The sequence below is a fragment of the Vibrio sp. TAP-3B genome (assembly GCF_057784735.1).
The window spans coordinates 1,027,433-1,048,324 of the sequence record NZ_CM173496.1 but is presented as its reverse complement, the minus strand read 5'-3'; the positions used below and the strand labels follow the sequence as shown (position 1 = coordinate 1,048,324).

Annotated in this window: 17 protein-coding genes and 1 pseudogene; 3 read left to right on the top strand and 15 right to left on the bottom strand. The window is 43.7% G+C overall.

What is annotated here, in order from left to right; genetic code table 11:
* Positions 1 to 2 precede the first annotated feature (2 nt).
* The 9 genes and pseudogenes from mnhG to AC3D28_RS19155 form a co-directional block, all read right to left on the bottom strand.
* A complete protein-coding gene (mnhG, locus tag AC3D28_RS19195; protein WP_098413775.1) occupies positions 3 to 296 on the bottom strand; it encodes a monovalent cation/H(+) antiporter subunit G in 294 nt (97 codons plus the stop codon).
* Positions 296 to 574 carry a cation:proton antiporter gene (locus tag AC3D28_RS19190; protein ID WP_098413774.1) on the bottom strand — a complete coding sequence of 93 codons (279 nt, stop codon included), beginning with the start codon at positions 572 to 574 and terminating at the stop codon, positions 296 to 298. The genes mnhG and AC3D28_RS19190 overlap by 1 nt, the downstream gene beginning before the upstream one ends.
* Complete coding sequence (locus AC3D28_RS19185) at positions 567 to 1,043, bottom strand: Na+/H+ antiporter subunit E (RefSeq protein ID WP_098413773.1); 477 nt, start codon at positions 1,041 to 1,043, stop codon at positions 567 to 569. Before AC3D28_RS19185 ends, AC3D28_RS19190 begins: the two co-directional genes overlap by 8 nt.
* Positions 1,040 to 2,535 (bottom strand): annotated as a pseudogene (locus AC3D28_RS19180) (proton-conducting transporter transmembrane domain-containing protein). Before AC3D28_RS19180 ends, AC3D28_RS19185 begins: the two are co-directional and overlap by 4 nt.
* On the bottom strand, positions 2,532 to 2,885 hold the full coding sequence (locus tag AC3D28_RS19175) for a Na+/H+ antiporter subunit C (RefSeq protein WP_098413771.1): 354 nt from the start codon (positions 2,883 to 2,885) through the stop codon (positions 2,532 to 2,534). The pseudogene AC3D28_RS19180 and the gene AC3D28_RS19175 overlap by 4 nt, the downstream one beginning before the upstream one ends.
* Positions 2,885 to 5,554, bottom strand: a complete 2,670-nt coding sequence (gene mbhE / locus AC3D28_RS19170) for a hydrogen gas-evolving membrane-bound hydrogenase subunit E (RefSeq protein ID WP_488536357.1) — start codon at positions 5,552 to 5,554, stop codon at positions 2,885 to 2,887. The genes AC3D28_RS19175 and mbhE overlap by 1 nt, the downstream gene beginning before the upstream one ends.
* 169 nt (positions 5,555 to 5,723) lie before the next feature.
* Positions 5,724 to 5,915 (bottom strand): hypothetical protein, encoded by a 192-nt coding sequence (locus AC3D28_RS19165; RefSeq protein ID WP_488536356.1) that lies wholly within the window; start codon positions 5,913 to 5,915, stop codon positions 5,724 to 5,726.
* A 112-nt stretch (positions 5,916 to 6,027) separates the two neighbouring features.
* The gene (locus AC3D28_RS19160; protein WP_098413768.1) at positions 6,028 to 6,966 is read right to left on the bottom strand and encodes a universal stress protein; all 939 of its coding nucleotides are present in this window, start codon (positions 6,964 to 6,966) and stop codon (positions 6,028 to 6,030) included.
* A 407-nt stretch (positions 6,967 to 7,373) separates the two neighbouring features.
* On the bottom strand, positions 7,374 to 8,276 hold the full coding sequence (locus tag AC3D28_RS19155; protein ID WP_488536355.1) for a LysR substrate-binding domain-containing protein: 903 nt from the start codon (positions 8,274 to 8,276) through the stop codon (positions 7,374 to 7,376).
* A gap of 197 nt (positions 8,277 to 8,473) precedes the next feature.
* Between AC3D28_RS19155 and AC3D28_RS19150 the strand changes: the two genes are divergently transcribed.
* Positions 8,474 to 10,477 (top strand): BCCT family transporter, encoded by a 2,004-nt coding sequence (locus AC3D28_RS19150; RefSeq protein WP_098413766.1) that lies wholly within the window; start codon positions 8,474 to 8,476, stop codon positions 10,475 to 10,477.
* 436 nt (positions 10,478 to 10,913) lie between these two features.
* Here the strand turns inward: AC3D28_RS19150 and AC3D28_RS19145 are convergent, their stop codons facing one another.
* Both AC3D28_RS19145 and AC3D28_RS19140 read right to left on the bottom strand, forming a co-directional pair.
* Entirely contained in the window at positions 10,914 to 11,117 is a 204-nt protein-coding gene (locus AC3D28_RS19145) for a cold-shock protein (RefSeq protein WP_098414496.1), read from the bottom strand.
* A gap of 435 nt (positions 11,118 to 11,552) precedes the next feature.
* The gene (locus AC3D28_RS19140) at positions 11,553 to 12,581 is read right to left on the bottom strand and encodes a phospholipase A (protein ID WP_488536354.1); all 1,029 of its coding nucleotides are present in this window, start codon (positions 12,579 to 12,581) and stop codon (positions 11,553 to 11,555) included.
* A gap of 427 nt (positions 12,582 to 13,008) precedes the next feature.
* Between AC3D28_RS19140 and acnA the strand changes: the two genes are divergently transcribed.
* Entirely contained in the window at positions 13,009 to 15,771 is a 2,763-nt protein-coding gene (gene acnA, locus AC3D28_RS19135) for an aconitate hydratase AcnA (protein WP_488536353.1), read from the top strand.
* A 150-nt stretch (positions 15,772 to 15,921) separates the two neighbouring features.
* Here acnA and AC3D28_RS19130 read toward each other — a convergent pair whose 3' ends face one another.
* Entirely contained in the window at positions 15,922 to 16,416 is a 495-nt protein-coding gene (locus tag AC3D28_RS19130; protein WP_488536352.1) for a YcxB family protein, read from the bottom strand.
* A gap of 406 nt (positions 16,417 to 16,822) precedes the next feature.
* Here AC3D28_RS19130 and AC3D28_RS19125 point away from each other — a divergent pair, with 406 nt between their 5' ends.
* On the top strand, positions 16,823 to 17,275 hold the full coding sequence (locus AC3D28_RS19125; RefSeq protein WP_488536351.1) for a septal ring lytic transglycosylase RlpA family protein: 453 nt from the start codon (positions 16,823 to 16,825) through the stop codon (positions 17,273 to 17,275).
* A gap of 368 nt (positions 17,276 to 17,643) precedes the next feature.
* On the opposite strand, the gene AC3D28_RS19120 is transcribed toward AC3D28_RS19125, so the two are convergent.
* From AC3D28_RS19120 to AC3D28_RS19110, 3 genes are all read right to left on the bottom strand, one after another.
* Positions 17,644 to 18,966 (bottom strand): CoA-disulfide reductase, encoded by a 1,323-nt coding sequence (locus AC3D28_RS19120; RefSeq protein ID WP_098413762.1) that lies wholly within the window; start codon positions 18,964 to 18,966, stop codon positions 17,644 to 17,646.
* 77 nt (positions 18,967 to 19,043) lie between these two features.
* Complete coding sequence (locus AC3D28_RS19115; RefSeq protein ID WP_098413761.1) at positions 19,044 to 20,450, bottom strand: cation:dicarboxylate symporter family transporter; 1,407 nt, start codon at positions 20,448 to 20,450, stop codon at positions 19,044 to 19,046.
* 37 nt (positions 20,451 to 20,487) lie between these two features.
* Positions 20,488 to 20,871 (bottom strand): RidA family protein, encoded by a 384-nt coding sequence (locus tag AC3D28_RS19110; protein WP_488536350.1) that lies wholly within the window; start codon positions 20,869 to 20,871, stop codon positions 20,488 to 20,490.
* Positions 20,872 to 20,892 lie beyond the last annotated feature (21 nt).

Here is a 20,892-nt window from a genome sequence, read left to right as displayed (position 1 = left end):
CCCTAGTCATTGCGCCAGATTTTATAACCAACCTCTCGCATTGCTCGACCAAGTAAATGCGAGGCTACTGGCGCAGTGAGTACGATGAATAACATAGTACCAATCACTCGGGAAATCACACTGACTTCCGGTATTGAAATGGCAACCGCAATAAGTAAACAACTCAGCCCTACCGTTCCTGCTTTAGTTGAAGCATGCATGCGAGTATATAAGTCTGGCATCCGAAGTACGCCTAAACTCGCGCTTAGAATAAGCAGTGTCCCTAAGCATAAAAATCCCCCTATCAAAGCTTCCATTACGTTTTTCCTTTCCGTTTAACGATTAACCTTGCGAAAGCGATCGTGCCAAGAAATGCAACTAATCCTAACGTGATCGCGATATCCAACAACGCATCTTCACCACTGTCTAAGGTGTAAACAGTAATAAACCCGATTGTAATAAATGAAATCAGATCCAGCGCGACCACTCGGTCTGCCAAGGTCGGGCCCAAAATTAGGCGAACAAAGGTCATCACAAAACTGATTAGTAACCCTGCATAAGCAAACGTAATACTTATTTGTAACCAGCTATCCACGAGTTACCTCCAAAATTCGATGCTCCAATCCCTCTTTAATTCCTCGTATTACATCGTCATGTTCAGGGGCAAACATTGCATGAACGATAAGATGCTTCTTATCTGCTGTGACATCCAAACTTAATGTTCCTGGAGTCAAAGAAACCATATTCGCAAGTAGCGTGATTTCAAGGTCAGAATCCACATCCAAAGGCACATACACGATATCTGGCTCGCTGAGGTGCGTAGGAGTAACGACATCCCATACGACTCGCGCAACAGAGATGAGCATTTCATACCCGAAATACACAAGGAGTTTGAGCGTTGATGTAAAGCGTCGAAAGTAGCTGGTTTTGAGCCCAAAGGGTTGACTTAATCGCAGAGCAAAAAAACCCACCGTGAAACCGACGATAAAACTCAGACTAGAGTAGCTACCATTGAGCATCATCCACGCCAGTGCTAAAAAAAAGTTGAGGAATAGATAGATCATACACTTCCTCCTAATACTGCTTGGATGTATTCTCTTGGGTTCAATAGTTGCTCAGCGGCTTCTACCGCGAATTGATAAAAAGGATCTGCCACTAAACCAATGATCAAAGTAAAGGTGGTTAAGACGGCAATTGGAATGCAATACATCCAATGCACTTTCATCGGCAGCACCTCCGCGGTATTCACGTGAGTTGGTTTTTTCCAAAATGCCTCACTCCAAATCTTTGTCATTGAGAACACCGTAAGTAGCCCAACCAGCAACGCCGTGCCTGCTAACCAATAATATTCCGCCTGTAAACTCGATTTAATCACCAAAAACTTCCCCCAAAAACCAGATAGAGGGGAAAACCCGCCAGAGAAAACGCCGGAACCAGAAACAAAAATGCTAACCAGGGCATCGCTTTGTAGACGCCACCGAGTTGTTCAAGATCACTTGAGCCGTATTTTCGCTCAATAAAACCACCAATTAAGAACAAGTTCGCTTTTACAATAATATGATGAACGATATAGAAAATGGCGCCTGCTAGGGCTAATGGTGTATAGATCGCAAGTCCCATGATCATGTAACCAATCTGGCTGATGATATGAAAAGAGAGGATTTTCTTAATATCGAACTGGCTAGCCGCGCCCAAAACCCCGGTTAACATCGTTAAACCAGCCACCCAGATTAACGTCGGTTGCCAGCCACTCTCAGCAAGAGGAAAAACTAACGTGAATACGCGGATCAACGCGTATACCCCGACTTTGGTTAAAAGTGCAGCAAACAGCGCGACGACACCACTAGGCAAAGTATGGTAAGACGCTGGCAACCAAGCGAATAACGGAAACAGTGCCGCTTTGATTGCAAACGCGAATAAAAACAGAGCAGCGAGCATAGTGCTGGTATTTGACTCACTCTGTCCGATTTTGGTGTATAAATCGGCTAAGTTCAAGGTTCCGGTCGCGCCGTAAAGCAAGCCAATGGCAAGTAAGAAAACCAACGTCGAAATCAGGTTCAGCATCACATACTTCACTGCCCCATCAACCTGAGCCTTGGTGGCATCAAGCACCATTAAACCAAATGATGCGATGAGCATCACTTCAAACCAAACATACAGATTAAAAATATCACCGGTCAGAAACGCCCCATACACTCCGGCGAGCAAGACGTGCATTAACGCATGGTACGTACCGTATGATCGCTTTTGACGAAGATCGGCCATGGCGTAAAAAATACTGATCGCACCGATCACCGCCGTAATCATTACCATCGCGACACTAAAAAGATCAGCCACAAAAACAATACCAAACGGCGCTTTCCACTGACCAAAGGCGACCGCTTGCACCCCATTTTTTATCACACTTTCCGTTAGCAAACCGGCAACGATTAGGCTCAGAACGACACTGGCGCCACTCAGCCATTCCACAGCTTTCGTAAACCGACGCACAAAAAAGATCACTAGCGCCGTACTCAATGAAAGAACAACGGGCAATGTTAGCCAAATCAATGTCATTGTTCCTCCTCTGAGTGTTGCATCTCATCTACGTCTGCAGTGCCCGTTTCCTTATAAGCTCGATAAAACAGCATTAAGGTAAATATCAGTAACCCAAAACCTATGACGATAGCGGTTAAAATCAGCGCTTGAGGCAAGGGGTTGGCAACACCTTCTTGCGGTAACGTGGCGTTATCGCCAATAAGTGGCGGTGCGCCCGGTGTTAACCTTCCGGCAGTAAAAATTGCGAGATTAACCGCACTGCTTAATAACATGACCCCAAACAGCAGGCGCAAAATATGTCTTTCCAACATTAAATAAATACCAGCGGCCACAAACACGCCAACCACAATACTCCACACAATTTCCATCAGTCGAGTTCCTCATTGATACGCAGTAGCATGCCCATGACCCCACCGATAACGGCAAGATAAACACCGACGTCAAATACCAACGGTGTGCCTAGCGGTATAACGTCTTTCCACCATAATCCCGTTAAAAACGGCTTATCAAAAGCAAAGCTCAAACTTCCAGAGAAAAGGCTTAATGAGATACCAAATAACGCAATAACAAATGGCTTGAAGTGCAATCTAGAGCGAACATACTTAGGTGATTCAGCAAACATGAGAAGCGACAACCCGATAACGGCGATCAAAGCACCTATAAAACCACCTCCCGGCTCATTGTGACCTCGCAACAATAAATAAACAGAAAACACCAGCATCAGTGCCGCTACGATGTGCGCGGTAGTCGCGAAAACCAACGATTGGATACGGTTTTGCTTTAGGGCTCGCGTCTTTAATAAACTCACCGCCGCAATACCTGCAATAACCACCACCACCACCTCTCCCAATGTATCAAACGCTCGGAAATCAACCAAAATAACGTTAACGATATTACGTCCATGGCCACCCGGAACACTATTTTGGACGAAGAAATCAGCGACTATCGTGTCCATCGGCTGTGACGTGACGCCCATCAATAGCAACGTGACTGAAACACCAATGGTACTGGCGATAAAGACATGCACGACTTTACGTTTTATCGAGTGTTGGGGCACGGTCGTTAAGCGCGGCATATGGCGCATTAATAGCGCTAAAAAGACCACCATTAGCGTCTCCACTAACAGCAAAGTTTTCGCAACATCTGGCGCGCTGTAAATCATAAAGACCAACGTGGTCATAAAACCAATCATCCCCAGAGCTAAAATCGCCAACAACCTTGAATAGGACAACGTGCACACTAATGCAGCCGCCACAAGCAATAAAGCGATGCCAATCTCATAAAATGCCACATTAGAAAGCTGCTCAAATAAAGACTGAGGGACAAGTGCTACCTGACTCAGTAAAGCGGCGGCTAAAACAACAAAAAATAACAATACATAACGACTTAAATGCCTTTGTTGTAAAAATGCGGTTTGCCATTTTGCCAGCGCCATCATGCTCTCTAGCATGTGTTCAAATACATTCTCCGCTTTTGGTACGAGCCCATTTAATCGTTGGAAAAAGGCAGAAACGCTCGGATAAATACGATAAACCACGTATCCAAGTAATAGCGTAATGACACTCAAAATTAAGGGGACATTCACACCATGCCACAAAGATGTCGCTTTAATATCGGCAGAAGGCAAAATGTCAGATGCACCAGGGAAGACGACATTGTGATCGAACCAGCTCAAACCCACTAATGGAAATACCAAACTGCCGAATGCCAAGAGTAACGGTGAAACCCACATGCTTCTTTTCGTCTCGACGGGTTTGGTCTCAAGCGCTACACCATTTCGACTTACAAAGAACGGCCTCGCGATCAGCATGATGGTTAATGCGACCATCAATATGTTCACCACTAAAAGCACCATGGCAATCCAACTATTGATCCCTAAAGCGGCTTTGTACATGTACTCTTTGCTCAAAAAACCCAATAAGGGCGGAAACCCGGCTTTGGATAGAGCCGCGAAAACGCCTGCGATCATGCTGATGACTAGCACCGACTTCAGACCGTATAGCTGATTGATATCTCGGGTCCCTGTGGCCTTATCTATATTCCCCACCACCATAAAAAGCGCCGCTTTATAGAAAGAATGCGCCAGAATAAACATTAATGCGGCACTAACGGCCAGCTCTGTGCCTATACCAAGCAAAAGAATTAATTTACCCAAAGCAACATTGGTGCTGTAAGCAAGCATCAGCTTTAAGTCGGTTTGCTTTAACGCCACAAACGTACACCAAACGGCCGTGATACTTCCGGTTAACACTAAAACATAAAACCAGACATCACTATGCGCATAAATCGGTGATAAACGCGCTAATAAGTAAACTCCAGCTTTGACCATGGTCGCGGAGTGTAAATAAGCACTTACCGGAGTTGGCGCAGCCATGGCGTTAGGCAGCCAAAAATGGAAGGGGAATTGAGCTGATTTAGTAAATGCACCAAGCAGTATGAGCATTAAAGATGGCATAAACCATTCATGCTGCGCGATAACTTCTGCCTGACTAATAATCGTATTTATTTCATAGCTTCCTGCCATGGCTCCAAGCAAGATAAGGCCTGCTAGCAACGCTAAACCACCAGCCCCAGTTACAATCAGTGACTGTAAAGCGTTTTTGCGTGAAGTTTTGTTTTCGTGATTAAAGCCAATCAGTAAGTAGGAGGTGATGGTTGTGAGTTCCCAAAAAACAAACAACAATAGGATGTTATCGCTTATTACAATCCCCAACATGGCAAGCATGAATAAGGTGAGGTACAAATGGAACGAAAACCGACTATCGCTCCCTCGTAAATAACCCAAAGCGTAAATTTGAACCAGCGCACCAATCCCACTGATTAAACCAGCAAAAAGAAATGAAAGCCCATCAAGCCTGAAGCTTAAGTTAATATCGAGCCCTGGGATCCACTCCGTATTCCAACTTATGCCTGCTGGTGTATAAATGTAGAAAAGATAGAAGAAGATTAGAATTGGCAGCACAGGGAAAATCAGCAGTACAAACTGATCATCATTATTTTTCGGCAGTTTTTTTTTACCTGTTATGCTATTCAACATCGTAGCCCATTCTTAGTTATTAGAAACATGCCTTATGCTATAAGGACGATACAACTACCAACTTTGCTGCTTTAGTCTTCGTGTCTCTAACACCATAACAAAAGCGTTCGATAAGTAGCAAACAGCAGTCACTGAATGCTACTTCAAGGGACACCACGACAAAAAACGGTTACTTACTATCCGCTATAGTGTAAGAACGTAAATCGCAACTTACCTGTTCTTGGCTTAGTACGTATGGATTATCGTTATCGGTAAACTCAAACGCATCGTAGCTACAATCACCGATGTCATTTCTCGGACAAATATAAACATTCGCACGCTCTATCATTTCTGTATGGCATTTCGGGCATAGTTTTTTCATGTCACTCTCCTCTTATAACTTATTGATAAGCTGATAATTCCATGTTCTAAAACTCAGTCCCTCCCTTAATTAAAAACAACGACTTAACCTCGGTTTGTTATACATCAATAACTCATTGCTGAATTGGCGATACGAAACCATCAGGTTTAAGAGCAACCAAACTACAGTTAATAGATTGCAGAATATTTTCAGCCGTATTACCAATTACGTACCCAGATATGCCTGTTCTCGCGAGTGTCCCCATGACAAGTACATCAACTTCAATACTTTCCACATAATCTGGGATTTTTTCATCTGGCTTTCCATGTAGGTGATGAACAACAATTTCACCAGCAATCCCCGACTCTTCTAATAGCTGTTGTAGCGCTTGTTTATGATTTACTTTCGCCTTATCTATCTCCTGTTTTAATTGATCTTCTTCGACTTGAATCCAGGCATTATCGTGCAAATAATTTTCTAAGTAATACTCCCAGCAAGAGATCACATGTAAACGGCTATCACAGGTATCTGCTATCGAGCGCGATAACTCCAGTAAGCGCAGGGCCAATAAATGCTGTTCATCACTGTTTGTAACTGGATCTATGGCTACCGCCACACGGCGTTTGTCCTTTGGCTTATCAATTGGTCGATGCAACCAAACCGGACAAGGACATTTTCGTAGCAAAGTCATATCGATGGCTTTGAACCCTTCCGCGCCGTCACTAAGTGGCTCAGCTTCTTTAATAATGAGATCTTTATTGTGCGCTAATGCTTCTTGGATGATACAAACCGCTGGCTTTTCACTGCTTCGCACCGTAAGAGGAAATGGTACGTCATCTTCGGAAATATTGTACTGCTGTCTATAATCGTGAATACTTTGTTTAAGGGAGTCTTGCAGCGACTGCTCATAGCTTTGCTGATATTGGAACATATCTGCAGGGAAGTTGGGGCAGGCAATCAGCCCCGTGACAGGCACACCATTACTTGACGCGATCCTAATGGATTGTTCAAGCGCATCGCTATGGCCTGGTAATCCTTGTGTAGCAAAAAGTATGTTCGTAAATCGTTTCATACAAACCTCCTTGTTAGGTTAAATACTAACCATCAACAAAGTATAATACCTAACGGATATTTGTAACGGCTTGTGACGTTGATGAAATAAATTCTCATTAAGCTATTTATATTACTCAACTTTGTTGAACGTCTTTGTTTCCTTACTTCGCTACCATTTTAGTTCAAGTCTAAGAGTAATATATACCCAGCAACGTCTAAATGCTTACTGCAGCGAAGTCCGTTGAGTTTAAGCAATAACACAATTAGGTGATCCACATAAATGGATTACCTAATATTTCATAGCACTTCGTTTAAAGGTGCTATATTAATCACAAATCGATGTACAAGAGCGCCGGTTTTAATGCGCTTAAAGGCCTTATTGGTTTTATCTATTTGATTACTGCATAAAGGTCACAGAGCCCTCTTTTAGAGCAATTTAACCCGAGACGCCTCACTCGTTTGAATATGACGCTTAATTTCTTCCGCTAACTTTTTTGACGCTTCATTTAAATCGACGTCATTTTGTTGATGTAACGCGATCTCTGTCATAGGTAAAGTTGGCAGCCCTTTCGTTTCAGACAAAACTTCTAGCCCAGGAACCAGCATTGACGGGGTTAATATTGTCACCGCTAAACCCGCCTTAACCGCAGAAGTTAACGCAGATAAACTTGCACTCGTATAAGCAATTCGCCATGGAATGCTTGCACTGTTGAGAGCTTCTATTCCCCTCTGACGAAAAATACATAAACCATCTGTGGAAACAGCAAGTGGTAACGGAGAACGTTGATGCATGTCGAACCCGGGGGCGCCAGCCCACACCGTCTTTTCACGGCACAACACCTCGCCACCGGGGCTATTGGGCTGTCGTGTGGTCACCGCTAGATCCAACATTTTTGATTGCATTTTATCTAGTAACTCAACGCTCAACCCACAATAAACCTGTAACTCAACATCGGGGAACTGACTTTCGAATTCAGCCAACACTTTCGGGATATAAACCAAATAATCATCAGGAATCCCGAGTCTAACTACGCCATCAATACGTTGCTCTGAAATATCCTGCCAAGCTAATGTGTTTTGGTTGATCAGTCGCCGCGCATGAGCCAACACTTTCGTTCCGATTGATGTGGGGGTTGGTACTCGCTGGCCTTTTTCTAAAACACGACCTTCTACCGTTTCTTCCAAACGTTTAATATGCGCGCTCACCGTAGATTGAGCCAAGTGCAACTCGTCAGCAGCAGAAGTAAAACCTTTATTATCAACAACTTTTATAAAAGTATTGAGTACAACCAAATCTAAGAGTCGTACTTGTGACTTATCTACTATCATGTTTCGTAATACTCATATCATCATTTATCGTTTTCATAATATTAGCTCTTGTTTCAAAATGCTATCCGCTCCAAAACATTACCTCTCTTGGCGTTGCCCTGCATAACGTTTCCTCATTACATCATTACGTTATGCCCTCTACTAAACCAAGATTGGCGTTCTTTAAATAACTAAGAGGTTAATCAAATCATCTGATTATGAGTAACACTATTGAAGTAAATTCCCCCAAGTTGGCTGGAATTAACCCACCCGTCTTTTTCCCTTCTGCAGGCTTAATCGTCCTTTTTGTCCTGTTTACGATCACTATGCCAGAGCTCGCAGGCTCTTGGTTTGGCTCTCTACAGTCTTGGATTATCGATACATTTGGCTGGTTCTACTTATTAGCAATGGGCGTCTATCTCATCATCACGCTTGTGCTCGCATTCAGCCGATACGGTCAAATTAAACTCGGCCCTGACCATAGTAAGCCCGAATACAGTAACCTCTCTTGGTTTGCGATGCTGTTTTCTGCTGGCATGGGGATTGGTCTAATATTTTACGGTGTCGCCGAACCTATTTTCCACTTTGCTACCCCTGCGCAAGGGGCTGGTGGTACCGCAGAAGCAGCACGTGAAGCGATGACACAAACCTTTTTCCATTGGGGTGTTCATGCCTGGGGCGTTTATGCGATTGTCGCACTTGCTTTAGCTTACTTTAGTTTCCGTCACAACTTACCTTTGCGCATTAGTTCTGCGCTTTACCCTCTCATCGGGGATCGAATTTATGGCCCAATCGGCTACGCGGTCGATATTTTGGCCGTGTTCGGAACTATGTTCGGAATTGCGACCTCTTTAGGTCTCGGAGTTTTACAGATCAACTCTGGATTAAACTACCTCTTTGATATTCCAATAGGCACGACGACCCAACTTATTTTAATAGCAGTCGTAACGGGCATGGCAACCTGCTCGGTGATATTAGGTTTAGATAAGGGGATTCGCCGTTTATCAGAATGGAACTTACTCCTTGCTGTGTTGCTCTTGGTATTTGTTGCTGTCGTCGGTCCAACTTTATTTATCTTCCAGTCGTTAGCACAAAATGTTGGTTCGTACCTTTCGTCAATTGTTGACATGACATTCAATAACTTTGCTTACACAGGCAATGAAGATACGCAGTCTTTCCTTGGTGGTTGGACACTCTTCTACTGGGCATGGTTTATTGCGTGGTCACCCTTTGTTGGCATGTTTGTAGCGAGAATTTCTCGTGGCCGCACGATCAAAGAATTTGTGTTAGGTGTACTCTTTGTCCCCGTCGGCGTTACGATAATTTGGCTGACAGTGTTCGGTAATACGGCTTTGCACGGTATTTTATCTGGCGAGATGCCTGAACTTGTCGACCAAGTATTCGCGAATACACCAACGTCGTTATTTCGCTTTTTAGATACCATGCCGTTCGCAAGCATCTCATCGGTATTAGCTACACTCTTGATCTTTACGTTTTTTGTGACGTCATCAGATTCTGGCTCACTCGTTATTGATACGCTCACAGCAAAAGATGGCGATGAAACGCCTGTCAAACAGCGTATTTTTTGGTCAGTATCGGAAGGTTTAGTAGCAGCCGCGTTAATCATTGCGGGTGGGCAAGATGTCTTATCAGCGCTACAAGCGGCCTCTTTGGCATCAGCACTTCCATTTGCTCCCGTACTATTATTAGTCGGTTATGGTTTGTTTAAATCACTGCGGTTGGAAATGCTCAAGCGCGACAGTGTGCAGCACCTTAATCAAGCCACACCGAGTAGTTTAGCGCGTATTCAAGAAGTCGGTTGGCAGCAACAACTCGAGAACTTGATTGCAATGCCACAAAAAACAGAAGCCATGGACTTTCTACACACTGACATTACAGAAGCAATGAAAGACGTTGCGATAGTGTTTAGTAATAAAGGTCTAGAAACCAAAGTAGAGATCGATAATACGCATTGTGCGCTGGTCGTGGGACACGGAAATGAAATTGATTTCCTTTATGGTGCCTGGGCCCGAGAAGTGTCGACTCCTTCCTTTATTGGCGAGCGCAGTGGTACAAAAACTGAGTCGCAATACTACATTGAGGTTTACCTTCAAGAAGGTTCACAACAGTATAATATCTGCGGTTACAGCAAAAACCAATTAATAGCGGACATTATAGACCAGTACGAAAAACACTTATATTTTCTTCATCAAGTGCGTTAGTGGTTATACAGCTCAATTATTAACCTAAAAAAGCGGAAGGTACAGCCTTCCGCTTTTCAGTTTAATCGTACCGTTATCGTTTTATCTCATTGAGCAAATACCGCACCTAATAAGTCACTAACATCCCACGTTAGATTATTGGTAAATTAAACTTTGAATATGTAATTTAACGTAAAATGAGCCAGTTCAGTATCACGAAAGGTCTGTGAATAGCAGACTTTTCCATCTCCCTAAGTCATCAAAGGTAAGAAAGAGATAGACGTTTACCGTTAACTCGAATGGGTTCTAATACAAAAAAGGAGGGATAAAAGCGCTTAGTAACTTCTTACTGCAATTTCAAAATTAAGCTATGTAACGGTAAGAGATAATAACAAGCAGACCCAAAGAGACACTTTATGGGACTGCTTGATGATAAAATTACGTATCAGTGCGTGATTTAAATAGGCTTAACATCAACTGCACACGGACCTTTTTGCCCTTGCCCTACTTCAAATTCTACTTTCTGACCTTCATTAAGTGATTTATAACCACTCATTTTAATTTCCGAATGATGAACGAATAAATCTTTACTACCATCGTCCGGAGTGATGAAACCAAACCCTTTATCGCCATTGAACCACTTAACTATGCCTGTACTCATATTCTCAATCTTCATTTTTTCGGTGAATCATCAACGGCTAACCTTGCTATCACCATGACAAGATTTGCCTTCTTTAAAGTTTTATATTGTTCAAAATCATACCAATTGGTTAAGAATTAAAAGCAATCACCGATGATCTTAAGCATGAGCAATAAAAAACTATAGTTAACTTTTAGCTCAATTTGGTCAATGAGCAAGTAGATTTCTCAATAAATTTGAGGTGTTGCATTAAAATGTCGCACAGACCCTTCGGATGGAAAGAAAAGGTTCATTTCAACGTTCTTAGTCACGCTGCTATTTTCGATTACAATGCGTTACGTACACTTTGATCCTAAACATATATCTGGCGTTATAACGCGTAACTCTCTCTGTAATTTATAGTTTGTCACGGCGTTGCAGATTTAGGACAAAAAAATAATATCCTGTCACAGCACATTACAGTACACCATTAATAGCAATCCCAATGCCGATACGTTGCTGATTATGGTTATAGTCAATTAAGCTCTTCCCGTACCCAGTAGAATATTGCGCATACCCTTGAAGTTTTCCCCAAATCGGAAACAGCACGCCTACCTCAGCATAGCCTTTATGCGTTTTAAAGTTCTCACGACCTAAAAAAGTGACTTCGTAACCATTCCATTTGTAGGCACTCGATAACTCAAAGCGCCCCATATAATCTTCAATATCTGGGTTGTCGTCTCCTTTGGGATCATTAGGAAACGCTTTTTCATCCTCAGGTAAACGCCACCAAGGTTGAATGGAAGCCACAAAATTGTCTTTCGCAAAGGTCAAGTTGGCGTAAACACGGTTCCAACTGCGTGATAACTCTTGTCTCTGGCCATTAGATTCATGCTCAATGCCAAAGCCTAGCCAAGTAGAACCATTAAATGGAGTCCAGTCTGTTGGGGTATAATAGAAAAGCTCGGGCCGGTAATTGGTTTCTCGAAACGGACGCGACGCTGCTCCCGTGTACACCTGCCAGAATGATTTGAGTGTCATAGCAAAGAACAGACCATCGCCCTCAAATAACAAATCATCGTAGTTCATCGGCACTTTGAAGCTAATTTGGAACTCAGCCTCTTCCTTACGCAGTTTATCACCGTACTTGGTGTCAGTGTAAGCACGTTTATTTACTCGGTCACTATAAGTCACCGGAAGGATATAGTTGATACGATGTGCAACCAAACTAAAAGGTTCGAATGCGGTTTGCTTTTCTGATTCCAACCGTTTGTCTACTAAGCTTTCCTGAGGAGCTTCAGACTGATTATTAACAGAGCCGACTTGCGCAGTACTCGTTACGACTTCCAGTTCACACTGATTACGAATACGGGCGATCGTTTCTTCACCATTGCCCTGTTTGATTGCTTCTAGCAGGCATAAATCATACGCACTGGCGGTCTCTCCCATCGCAAACGGTGCTGCTAACAAACTCAGCACCGACATTCCTGTCACTTTCGAAACCATCTGAAATCCTTAACATTCTTGATTCAACCACCCCATTGTAACTTGCTCAGTAAGCCACTTGCCATTCTCACGTTTAGATAATGTTAAATATTTGCTCACTTTGCACCTTAGATAAAAGTGACAATTTATACCTATACCAGTTCAACCTGAAAATGCAGGCCTAAGTAGGCCTCTATTGTGCTGTTTTCCGTTGGTTGTTTTGTAACAAGGCTTCGGCATAAGATTACGATAGTCAACGGCTTGATTCGTTCAATGCTCTCTACTTCGTTTCCACGAGACATCAGCGTTGCTCCGGCTTTTACATAGAGCGACCGACATTTTTCCTAAAGTTTGTCATACTAAATGATTAGCACATATGTTGGTCAATCAACGAAGGTGGCTACGCTTCATAAAGAGTCGTATCACGTACAGCAAAAGGAGGCATTCCATGCCAAGTGGACAATGGAGTAAAGACAGTCTGAATACATTATCGGTCCTCACCTTGGGCGATCGGCACTATTACTATTACAGCCTTATTGAAGCGGAAAACGCATTAGGAGATCTAAGCCAACTCCCCTTCTGCCTGAAAGTTCTGTTAGAAAATCTTTTGCGTAATGAAGACTCTTTTGCTGTCACTAAAACGCATATAAATGCCATGGCTGAGTGGCTAAAAGCGCGCCGCTCTGATACCGAGATCCCATTTCGACCGGCTCGAGTCCTCATGCAGGATTTTACTGGCGTTCCAAGCGTAGTCGATCTGGCAGCGATGCGGGAAGCGGTAAGTTTATCAGGTCAAGACCCAGCATTAATTAACCCCTTAACCCCCGTAGACTTAGTGATTGACCACTCGGTGATGGTCGACCATTTCGGTGATACTTCAGCCTTTAAAGATAACGTCAGCATTGAAATGCAACGAAACCAAGAGCGTTATGAATTTTTACGATGGGGGCAGCAAGCTTTTGATAACTTCCGCGTGGTTCCCCCAGGAACAGGTATCTGTCACCAAGTAAATCTCGAGTATCTGGGTAAGACCGTCTGGTATCAAGAATACGATGGCAAGACTCTTGCCTATCCTGATACGCTTGTGGGTACCGATTCGCATACGACGATGATTAATGGCTTGGGTATTCTAGGCTGGGGGGTTGGCGGCATCGAAGCCGAAGCCGCCATGCTAGGCCAGCCAGTGTCGATGCTGATCCCCGAGGTTGTCGGCTTCAAAATTACCGGCAAATTACGTGAGGGGATTAATGCGACCGATCTCGTGCTCACCGTGACCGAGATGTTACGCAAAAAAGGGGTTGTTGGTAAGTTTGTCGAGTTCTATGGGGACGGATTGAAAGATATGCCCGTCGCTGACCGAGCGACTATTGCCAATATGGCACCTGAATATGGTGCTACGTGTGGCTTCTTTCCGGTCGATGAACAAACATTAAAATATCTGGAGCTGACTGGCCGAGAAGCCTCTCAGATAGCCTTAGTTGAGGCTTATTCCAAGGCTCAAGGGTTGTGGCGCGAGCCAAATCATGAACCGACCTACACGGATCGCCTCGAGCTTGATATGGATAAAGTGGAAGCAAGTGTCGCTGGGCCTAAACGTCCCCAAGACCGCGTTTCGCTTAAGAATATTAAGTCCGCATTCGACCTTGTGATGACGACAGCTGAAGTGAAAACACAGAAACAAGATAAGAAAATCACACCAAACCAAGATCAGAATAATTCTAACAGTAACACTCAGCAGATCGCCAACCCTAATTTGGATATTGACAGTGTGACAACGCATCTGATTCCCGGTTCGGTGGTCATTGCGGCCATCACCTCCTGTACCAATACGTCAAATCCTAGTGTCATGATCGCCGCTGGACTCATGGCCCAAAAAGCAATAGAAAAAGGATTGCAAACCAAGCCTTGGGTTAAGACCTCTCTTGCTCCGGGATCCAAGGTCGTCACCGATTACCTAAAAATCACGGGACTTCAGGAACACTTAGACCAACTAGGGTTTAACCTGGTGGGTTATGGCTGCACCACTTGCATTGGTAACTCCGGTCCTTTGCCGCCTGTCGTAGAAAAAGCCATTGTGGATAACGATCTTACCGTTGCTTCAGTGCTTTCGGGGAACCGTAATTTTGAAGGTCGTGTTCATCCACTAGTGAAAACGAACTGGCTGGCCTCGCCACCATTGGTGGTGGCGTATGCACTTGCAGGCAATGTGCGGCTTGACCTAACCAAAGATCCCTTATGTATTGATGCTAATGGAGATAACGTCTATCTCAAGGATCTATGGCCAACTCAGCAAGAAATTGATGAAGCCATGGTGCAAGTAAAAACCGAAATGTTTCATAAAGAATACGGTGAAGTGTTTGAAGGTGATGACAACTGGAAAGCACTCAAAGTCCCGCAAAGTAAAGTCTACACTTGGTCCGATAAATCGACCTATATTCAACAGCCACCATTTTTCGTCGGCATGCAAGAGCAACCTGACGCGATTGAAGACATTAAAAATGCGAATATATTAGCGCTACTGGGTGACTCGGTTACGACCGATCATATCTCTCCAGCGGGGTCATTTAAGTCAGACACTCCAGCAGGCATATATTTACAATCTTATGGTGTGAAACCTCAAGACTTCAATTCTTATGGATCTCGGCGAGGAAACCACGAAGTCATGATGCGAGGAACATTTGCCAACGTGCGGATCCGAAATGAAATGCTGCAGAATGTAGAAGGCGGCCACACCACGTATATTCCCACTGGTGAGCAAATGACGATTTACGATGCCGCCATGAAGTATCAAGAAAATAACACCCCGTTGGTTGTGATAGCCGGGAAAGAGTATGGAACAGGATCAAGCCGAGACTGGGCAGCAAAGGGGACCCGATTGTTAGGAGTGAAGGCAGTAGTGGCCGAGTCTTATGAGCGAATTCACCGCTCCAACCTGATCGGTATGGGCGTGATACCTTTACAGTTTCCACAAGGTACCGATCGCCTAAGCCTTGGGCTCTCTGGGTCAGAAACCATAAACATCGAAGGTCTATCAGGAGAAATTCACCCCGGACAGACATACACCATGCTTATAAACCATCCAGATGGTACGCATACGAGCTGCAATCTGTTATCGCGCATCGACACCAGCACTGAAGCCACCTACTTCAAACATGGTGGTATCCTGCATTATGTGGTGCGCAAGATGTTAAAAGAAAAATCATCTACTTAGATGAGTCATAGAGAATACCCTCAAACCAATTGCTTGAGGGTATTTTGAACCAATATGTTCAGAAGCGGCGGAATCGTTCCATTAACAAACTTTTAAACATAAACCTTGATGCGAACTTCGTATTATGACTCTATTTTTCACATATTGGCGTTAGTTCATTTTTGATACTGCATACTGCTCTTCAATGAACGCGATCGCCTCATCATTTAAGCAAGATTTACTGACATATTGGCGCTGTTTACCTATATGAAGAATAAAACCTAAATCGCTTTGTTGCAGTTGGTCAATTTCACTCCAAGCGATGTTACGGGTATTTTTACCGCTTTTATAACTGACTCCGTTAGAATCAACTTGAAATACCACTTTGCTGTTAGGCCCTGCACTGTACGTTTGTCGCCACACCCACCAAGTTCTCTTAAAATAAACACTGAGCACTTCAATAATACTCAAAGTAATAAAAAACCAACCAAGATAACTGTTAGGTAATAGATCAAATTTAACGACAATCACACCAAAAATGAGAAAAAATATTGCTTTGAAATAGGCCTTGGGAAATTTAACAGGACGACTAGTTTGATCATAACACTCTTCAAAAAAGCGCTTATCGAGAGTGTATTCTGTGGTGAAATCAAAATCTTTAGACATATGAGGTTACTTTGAGGTTTTCTGTGAGTGAGTATTCCATGCTGCGATCTCGCAACTTGTGTATTGTATAGCTTCTCGGTGCTTTTCTTTAGCTGTTTTGCACCTCTTTTGTAAATCAATAATACCGACCGTGTCTACTCTCGCCGTTGCCACAGGACACAAACGAGTTTTGGTTTCGGGTAAGTGGCGTATCTGCATCGAATGATCGCAAAATCAACAACCTGACATAACGTGCTTAAGGCATCATTGAATTTGACGTGTTCAATAATAAAACCTTTCATGAATATGACCGAAAAAAGCGTCGTTCATGGAAATATTGAGAGATCATATCAAATGATAGCCTTGACTGAGCAGTTACTATGCTTAGCTCATATAACTGAGTCAACCACTACAAAAACAGATGAACATGAAGAGAATCAATTACCCAAATCACTGGCAAAAAGTGAATATTATTTTTACCGCTCTCGTTGTTATGATATTAGCTGGATGCACCTCAACCTCGGCAACCGGTGGTTCAAAAACCAAAGATTATGCCAAATCACATATTCTGATTGGTCAAGCCTCTTGGTATGGCAGCCAGTTTCACGGAAAACTTACGGCAAGTGGTGAGACCTATAACATGAATGCCTACACTTCGGCTCATAAAACCTTGCCATTTGGGACTATCGTGAGGGTGACAAATACAGCCAATAACAAGTCTGTCGATGTGAAAATTAACGATAAAGGTCCCTATGTAAAAGGCCGAGTTATCGACCTTTCTTACAAGGCATTTGCACAAATCGGCAACGTTAAGAATGGAACAGTACCCGTCAAAGTTGAAATTATTGATGATAATAATACCTTTAGGTATAAACACTAACCTCCATTCAATGACACGAGTCAGTATTAACCTGCTAACTCTGCACTGAACAAAATCGTCAGTCAATTGGCTAAATTAGCATTACCTAAATTAACTCAGAGATGGAAAAGTCACTGGGTTTAGTGTCTAGCATGAATTGTGCAGTTCACGCGTACATGCCCCTAAAACAAGTACAAAAACCACCTCGCTCCCAGCTAAACCTTAACGGAATTACAGTGCGAAATGGTATTGGGTTAAGTGAGAACCAACAGTTCTATTGAGTTATAAAAAAACATACACACCATACACACTAAGAGACATAGTGTGTATGGTTTTGTTTATCCTTGAATGCCTGCTGTGTATGGCATATCACTTACGAATGAGCTTGCTTACTTCGCAACATTACCAGCCACGTTTAATGCATCCCATGTACGGGCAAACGGTGGGGCGTAGCAGAAGTCCATGTAGCCCAACTGTTGAGTGGTCATCTTCGCAGTGATAGCGACAGCCAGTGCGTTAATACGACCAACTGCTCCTTTCTTACCTACGATCTCACCACCTAATAAAACGTTCGTTTCTGGGTGATAAACCAGTTTCACCTTGATGTCTTCTTGGCCTGGGTAGTAATCAGTTTGGTTCTTATCCGAAATGGTCGATACTTTTACTGGCAAATCATGTTCTTGTGCGAGTAATTCAGACACACCTGTACACGCCAGTTCATAATCTAGAACTTTCAGGCAAGATGACCCAAGGAATCCGGTCATGTAGGTGTCTTTACCCGCTAGTTTATCTGCCATCATACGAGCTTGTTTGTTCGCGGTCGTTGCTAATGGAACATAAACAGGTTTACCTAATGCTATATGGTGGACGACTGCGCAATCACCAACCGCATGGACATATGCGTCTTCAGTCGCACCGAATTCATTCACTAACAACGCGCCGTTTGCTGCTTTTGGTAATTCGAATGCTTCAGTGTTTGGTCTGAAACCGAGTGACAAGATCACGATATCAGCTTCTACATTACCGTTATCGGTTTCTACAATATAACCGCCTTGCTCAGCATCGCGAATCGCCAAGACGCCGCAACCAGTTTTGAGCTCTGCGCCTGATTCACGAATCGCACCTTCAACCACTTCAATGATCTCTGGGCTAAACTGACGGCTCATAATGTGCTGTTCGCGTTCGATAATAGTCACATGCTTATCTAGACCATGTGCCGCGTCGAATACTTCAAGCCCTATGAATCCTGCACCAATCACACACACGCGTTGTTTGGTATTATCTTTAAGCGCTTCTTTGACTGCTAGGCCATCTTCCATACTTGTCAGTGTATATACGTGTTCTGGGTTGAATTCACCGAATGATGGTACGATTGGACGTGCACCTGTCGCGATGACTAACATATCGTAATCAATGACGCTTTCTTCGCCTTGATGGCGCACAATAATTTGCTTTTCAATACGATCAAACGACACCATTTCCGTTTCTACACGCACATCTAAACCAGATTTGATGGCTTGTTCCGGCGTACGAGAAATCATGCGCTCAGTATCATCAAACATACCTCCGGCAAAGTATGGTAAACCACACGCCCCAAACGAGATGTAATCTCGCTTATCCAGTACAATCACTTCATCGGTTGGCTGATTACGTTTGTATTTTGCTGCGAAACTCATACCAGCGGCACTACCGCCTACGACAACAACTTTCATATTTACTACCTAGATAACCTGGACTCAAGAAAAACGGAAGAGCACCCATAATTGAGTGCCCTTAGTGAAGTTTAAAATTACACAGCGGCTTCTTTTGCTGTGGTTGCACTCGCGTCTGCGTTATATTGCTCAGTATCCAGTGAGCCATTCTTCTTAGCCGTTAGAACACCTGACAACATAGAGCCTGAAATGTTTAGTGCCGTACGTGCCATGTCGATCAGTGCTTCAATAGACACAAGAATCGCTACCACTGTGATGTCTAGCCCCATGATGGTCAGTACTGCTACGGCTGCAAACGTTGCACCGCCGCCGACACCTGCAATACCGAATGAAGCAATTGCGATAACGGCAATCAGTTGTAGGATGAAGCCTAAATCAACAGGCATCCCCATCACTTGTGCCGCCATGATAGCAAGCATCGCTGGGTAGATACCCGCACAGCCGTTTTGACCAATACTGGTGCCAAATGTCGCTGACATGTTTGCAGTTTCTTCATCGACACCTAAGCGTTGAGTTTGTGTTTCAACGTTGAGCGGGATAGCTGCCATGCTTGAGCGAGAACCAAAACCGAACACAAGTACTGGCCAGATTTTCTTCATGAATTTAGCAGGAGAAAGACCGAACATTGATACCATGACGAAGTGGATGCCGAACATAACGCTGATGGCTACGTAGCTTGCGAGTAAGAAACGGCCCATTTCTGCTAGAGCAAAGAGATCGTTCGTCATCATGAACGTGGTCATCAGCGCGAATACACCGTAAGGCGTTAGCTTCAGGATTTCACGTACCATTGAAAGTACAACTTCTTTCGCTGCATTAATGAAATCAACAAAGTTCTGTACTTTTTCAGGCTTACGGTTTTTCACTTGCAGAATACAGAAACCCAGAAACATCCCGAACAGTACTGTCGATAGCGTAGAAGTACGTTGAGAACCCGTGAGCATGTCGAAAATGTTAGTTGGAATGATAGATAAAGCCATCCCAGACAGGCCACTACTTGCCATAGCACCTTGTGTTGCTACCAGTGAATCACCACGAGCTTCAATTGCACTGTTTGTGCCGATTGTGCTCACTAGTGCGTTTGCATCAATACCAAAGAGGTAAATACTTGCGATACCAACCGCTGCTGAGATTGCACAAGTGAAAAGTAGAATACCGATGATTTTTGGTGCGATGCGAGATAGCGCGCCGCCGCCTTCAACGTTCATGATCGAAGAGATCATCGCCACGAACACGAGCGGGATAACGATCATTTGAAGAAGTTTGATGTAGCCTTTGCCGAACACAGAAATCAGTTCAGCAAAACCTGAGGTTGCTACGTTACCGACCCCGAAAACCAGTTGAATTGCGCCACCGAACAATAAGCCAGCAGCAAGCGCACTCAGTACGCGGAAGTTAAAGCTTTTCTTTTGTTTTTTGAAATTCGACAGTAATGCGTAGAACCCAAAGAACAGTATGCTTAATCCAATAAATGAAACGCTCATGAGAATCTCCTATGATACCCATTAATACCTAAATCGGTTATTTTTTGTATGCGACGGCTTCAACTTCAACCAGTGCGTCTTTTGGTAGTCGTGCTGCTTCAACACAAGAGCGAGCAGGTGCGTTCTCGGTACCAAACACCTCGGTATACACTTCGTTAAAGGCGACGAAGTTTTCCATGTCAGATAAAAAGCACGTTGTCTTAAGTACCGTGTCTAGTCCTGCATTGCTGGCTTCTAACACGGCTTTTAAATTTTCGAGAGACTGACGTGCCTGCTCCTTGATACCACCTTCTACAAATTGCATGGTTTCAGGCACGAGAGGTAACTGACCTGAGGTGTAAATCATTTCGCCGTAAGCCGTACCTTGTGAGTAAGGGCCGATAGCGGCAGGTGCTTGTTCTGTGACAATGATCTGTTTCACGATGTAACTCCTAAATTATTG

Bases quoted from the DNA above. Each gene is read 5' to 3' on its own strand.
- acnA (WP_488536353.1), top strand. From the start codon at position 13,009: ATGCCAAGTGGACAATGGAGTAAAGACAGTCTGAATACATTATCGGTC.
- AC3D28_RS19175 (WP_098413771.1), bottom strand. From the start codon at position 2,885: ATGGAAATTGTGTGGAGTATTGTGGTTGGCGTGTTTGTGGCCGCTGGT.
- AC3D28_RS19115 (WP_098413761.1), bottom strand. From the start codon at position 20,450: ATGAGCGTTTCATTTATTGGATTAAGCATACTGTTCTTTGGGTTCTAC.
- AC3D28_RS19145 (WP_098414496.1), bottom strand. From the start codon at position 11,117: ATGAGTACAGGCATAGTTAAGTGGTTCAATGGCGATAAAGGGTTTGGT.
- mnhG (WP_098413775.1), bottom strand. From the start codon at position 296: ATGGAAGCTTTGATAGGGGGATTTTTATGCTTAGGGACACTGCTTATT.
- AC3D28_RS19120 (WP_098413762.1), bottom strand. From the start codon at position 18,966: ATGAAAGTTGTTGTCGTAGGCGGTAGTGCCGCTGGTATGAGTTTCGCA.
- AC3D28_RS19165 (WP_488536356.1), bottom strand. From the start codon at position 5,915: ATGAAAAAACTATGCCCGAAATGCCATACAGAAATGATAGAGCGTGCG.
- AC3D28_RS19130 (WP_488536352.1), bottom strand. From the start codon at position 16,416: ATGTCTAAAGATTTTGATTTCACCACAGAATACACTCTCGATAAGCGC.
- mbhE (WP_488536357.1), bottom strand. From the start codon at position 5,554: ATGTTGAATAGCATAACAGGTAAAAAAAAACTGCCGAAAAATAATGAT.
- AC3D28_RS19150 (WP_098413766.1), top strand. From the start codon at position 8,474: ATGAGTAACACTATTGAAGTAAATTCCCCCAAGTTGGCTGGAATTAAC.
- AC3D28_RS19140 (WP_488536354.1), bottom strand. From the start codon at position 12,581: ATGGTTTCGAAAGTGACAGGAATGTCGGTGCTGAGTTTGTTAGCAGCA.
- AC3D28_RS19155 (WP_488536355.1), bottom strand. From the start codon at position 8,276: ATGATAGTAGATAAGTCACAAGTACGACTCTTAGATTTGGTTGTACTC.
- AC3D28_RS19185 (WP_098413773.1), bottom strand. From the start codon at position 1,043: ATGATCTATCTATTCCTCAACTTTTTTTTAGCACTGGCGTGGATGATG.
- AC3D28_RS19125 (WP_488536351.1), top strand. From the start codon at position 16,823: ATGAAGAGAATCAATTACCCAAATCACTGGCAAAAAGTGAATATTATT.
- AC3D28_RS19160 (WP_098413768.1), bottom strand. From the start codon at position 6,966: ATGAAACGATTTACGAACATACTTTTTGCTACACAAGGATTACCAGGC.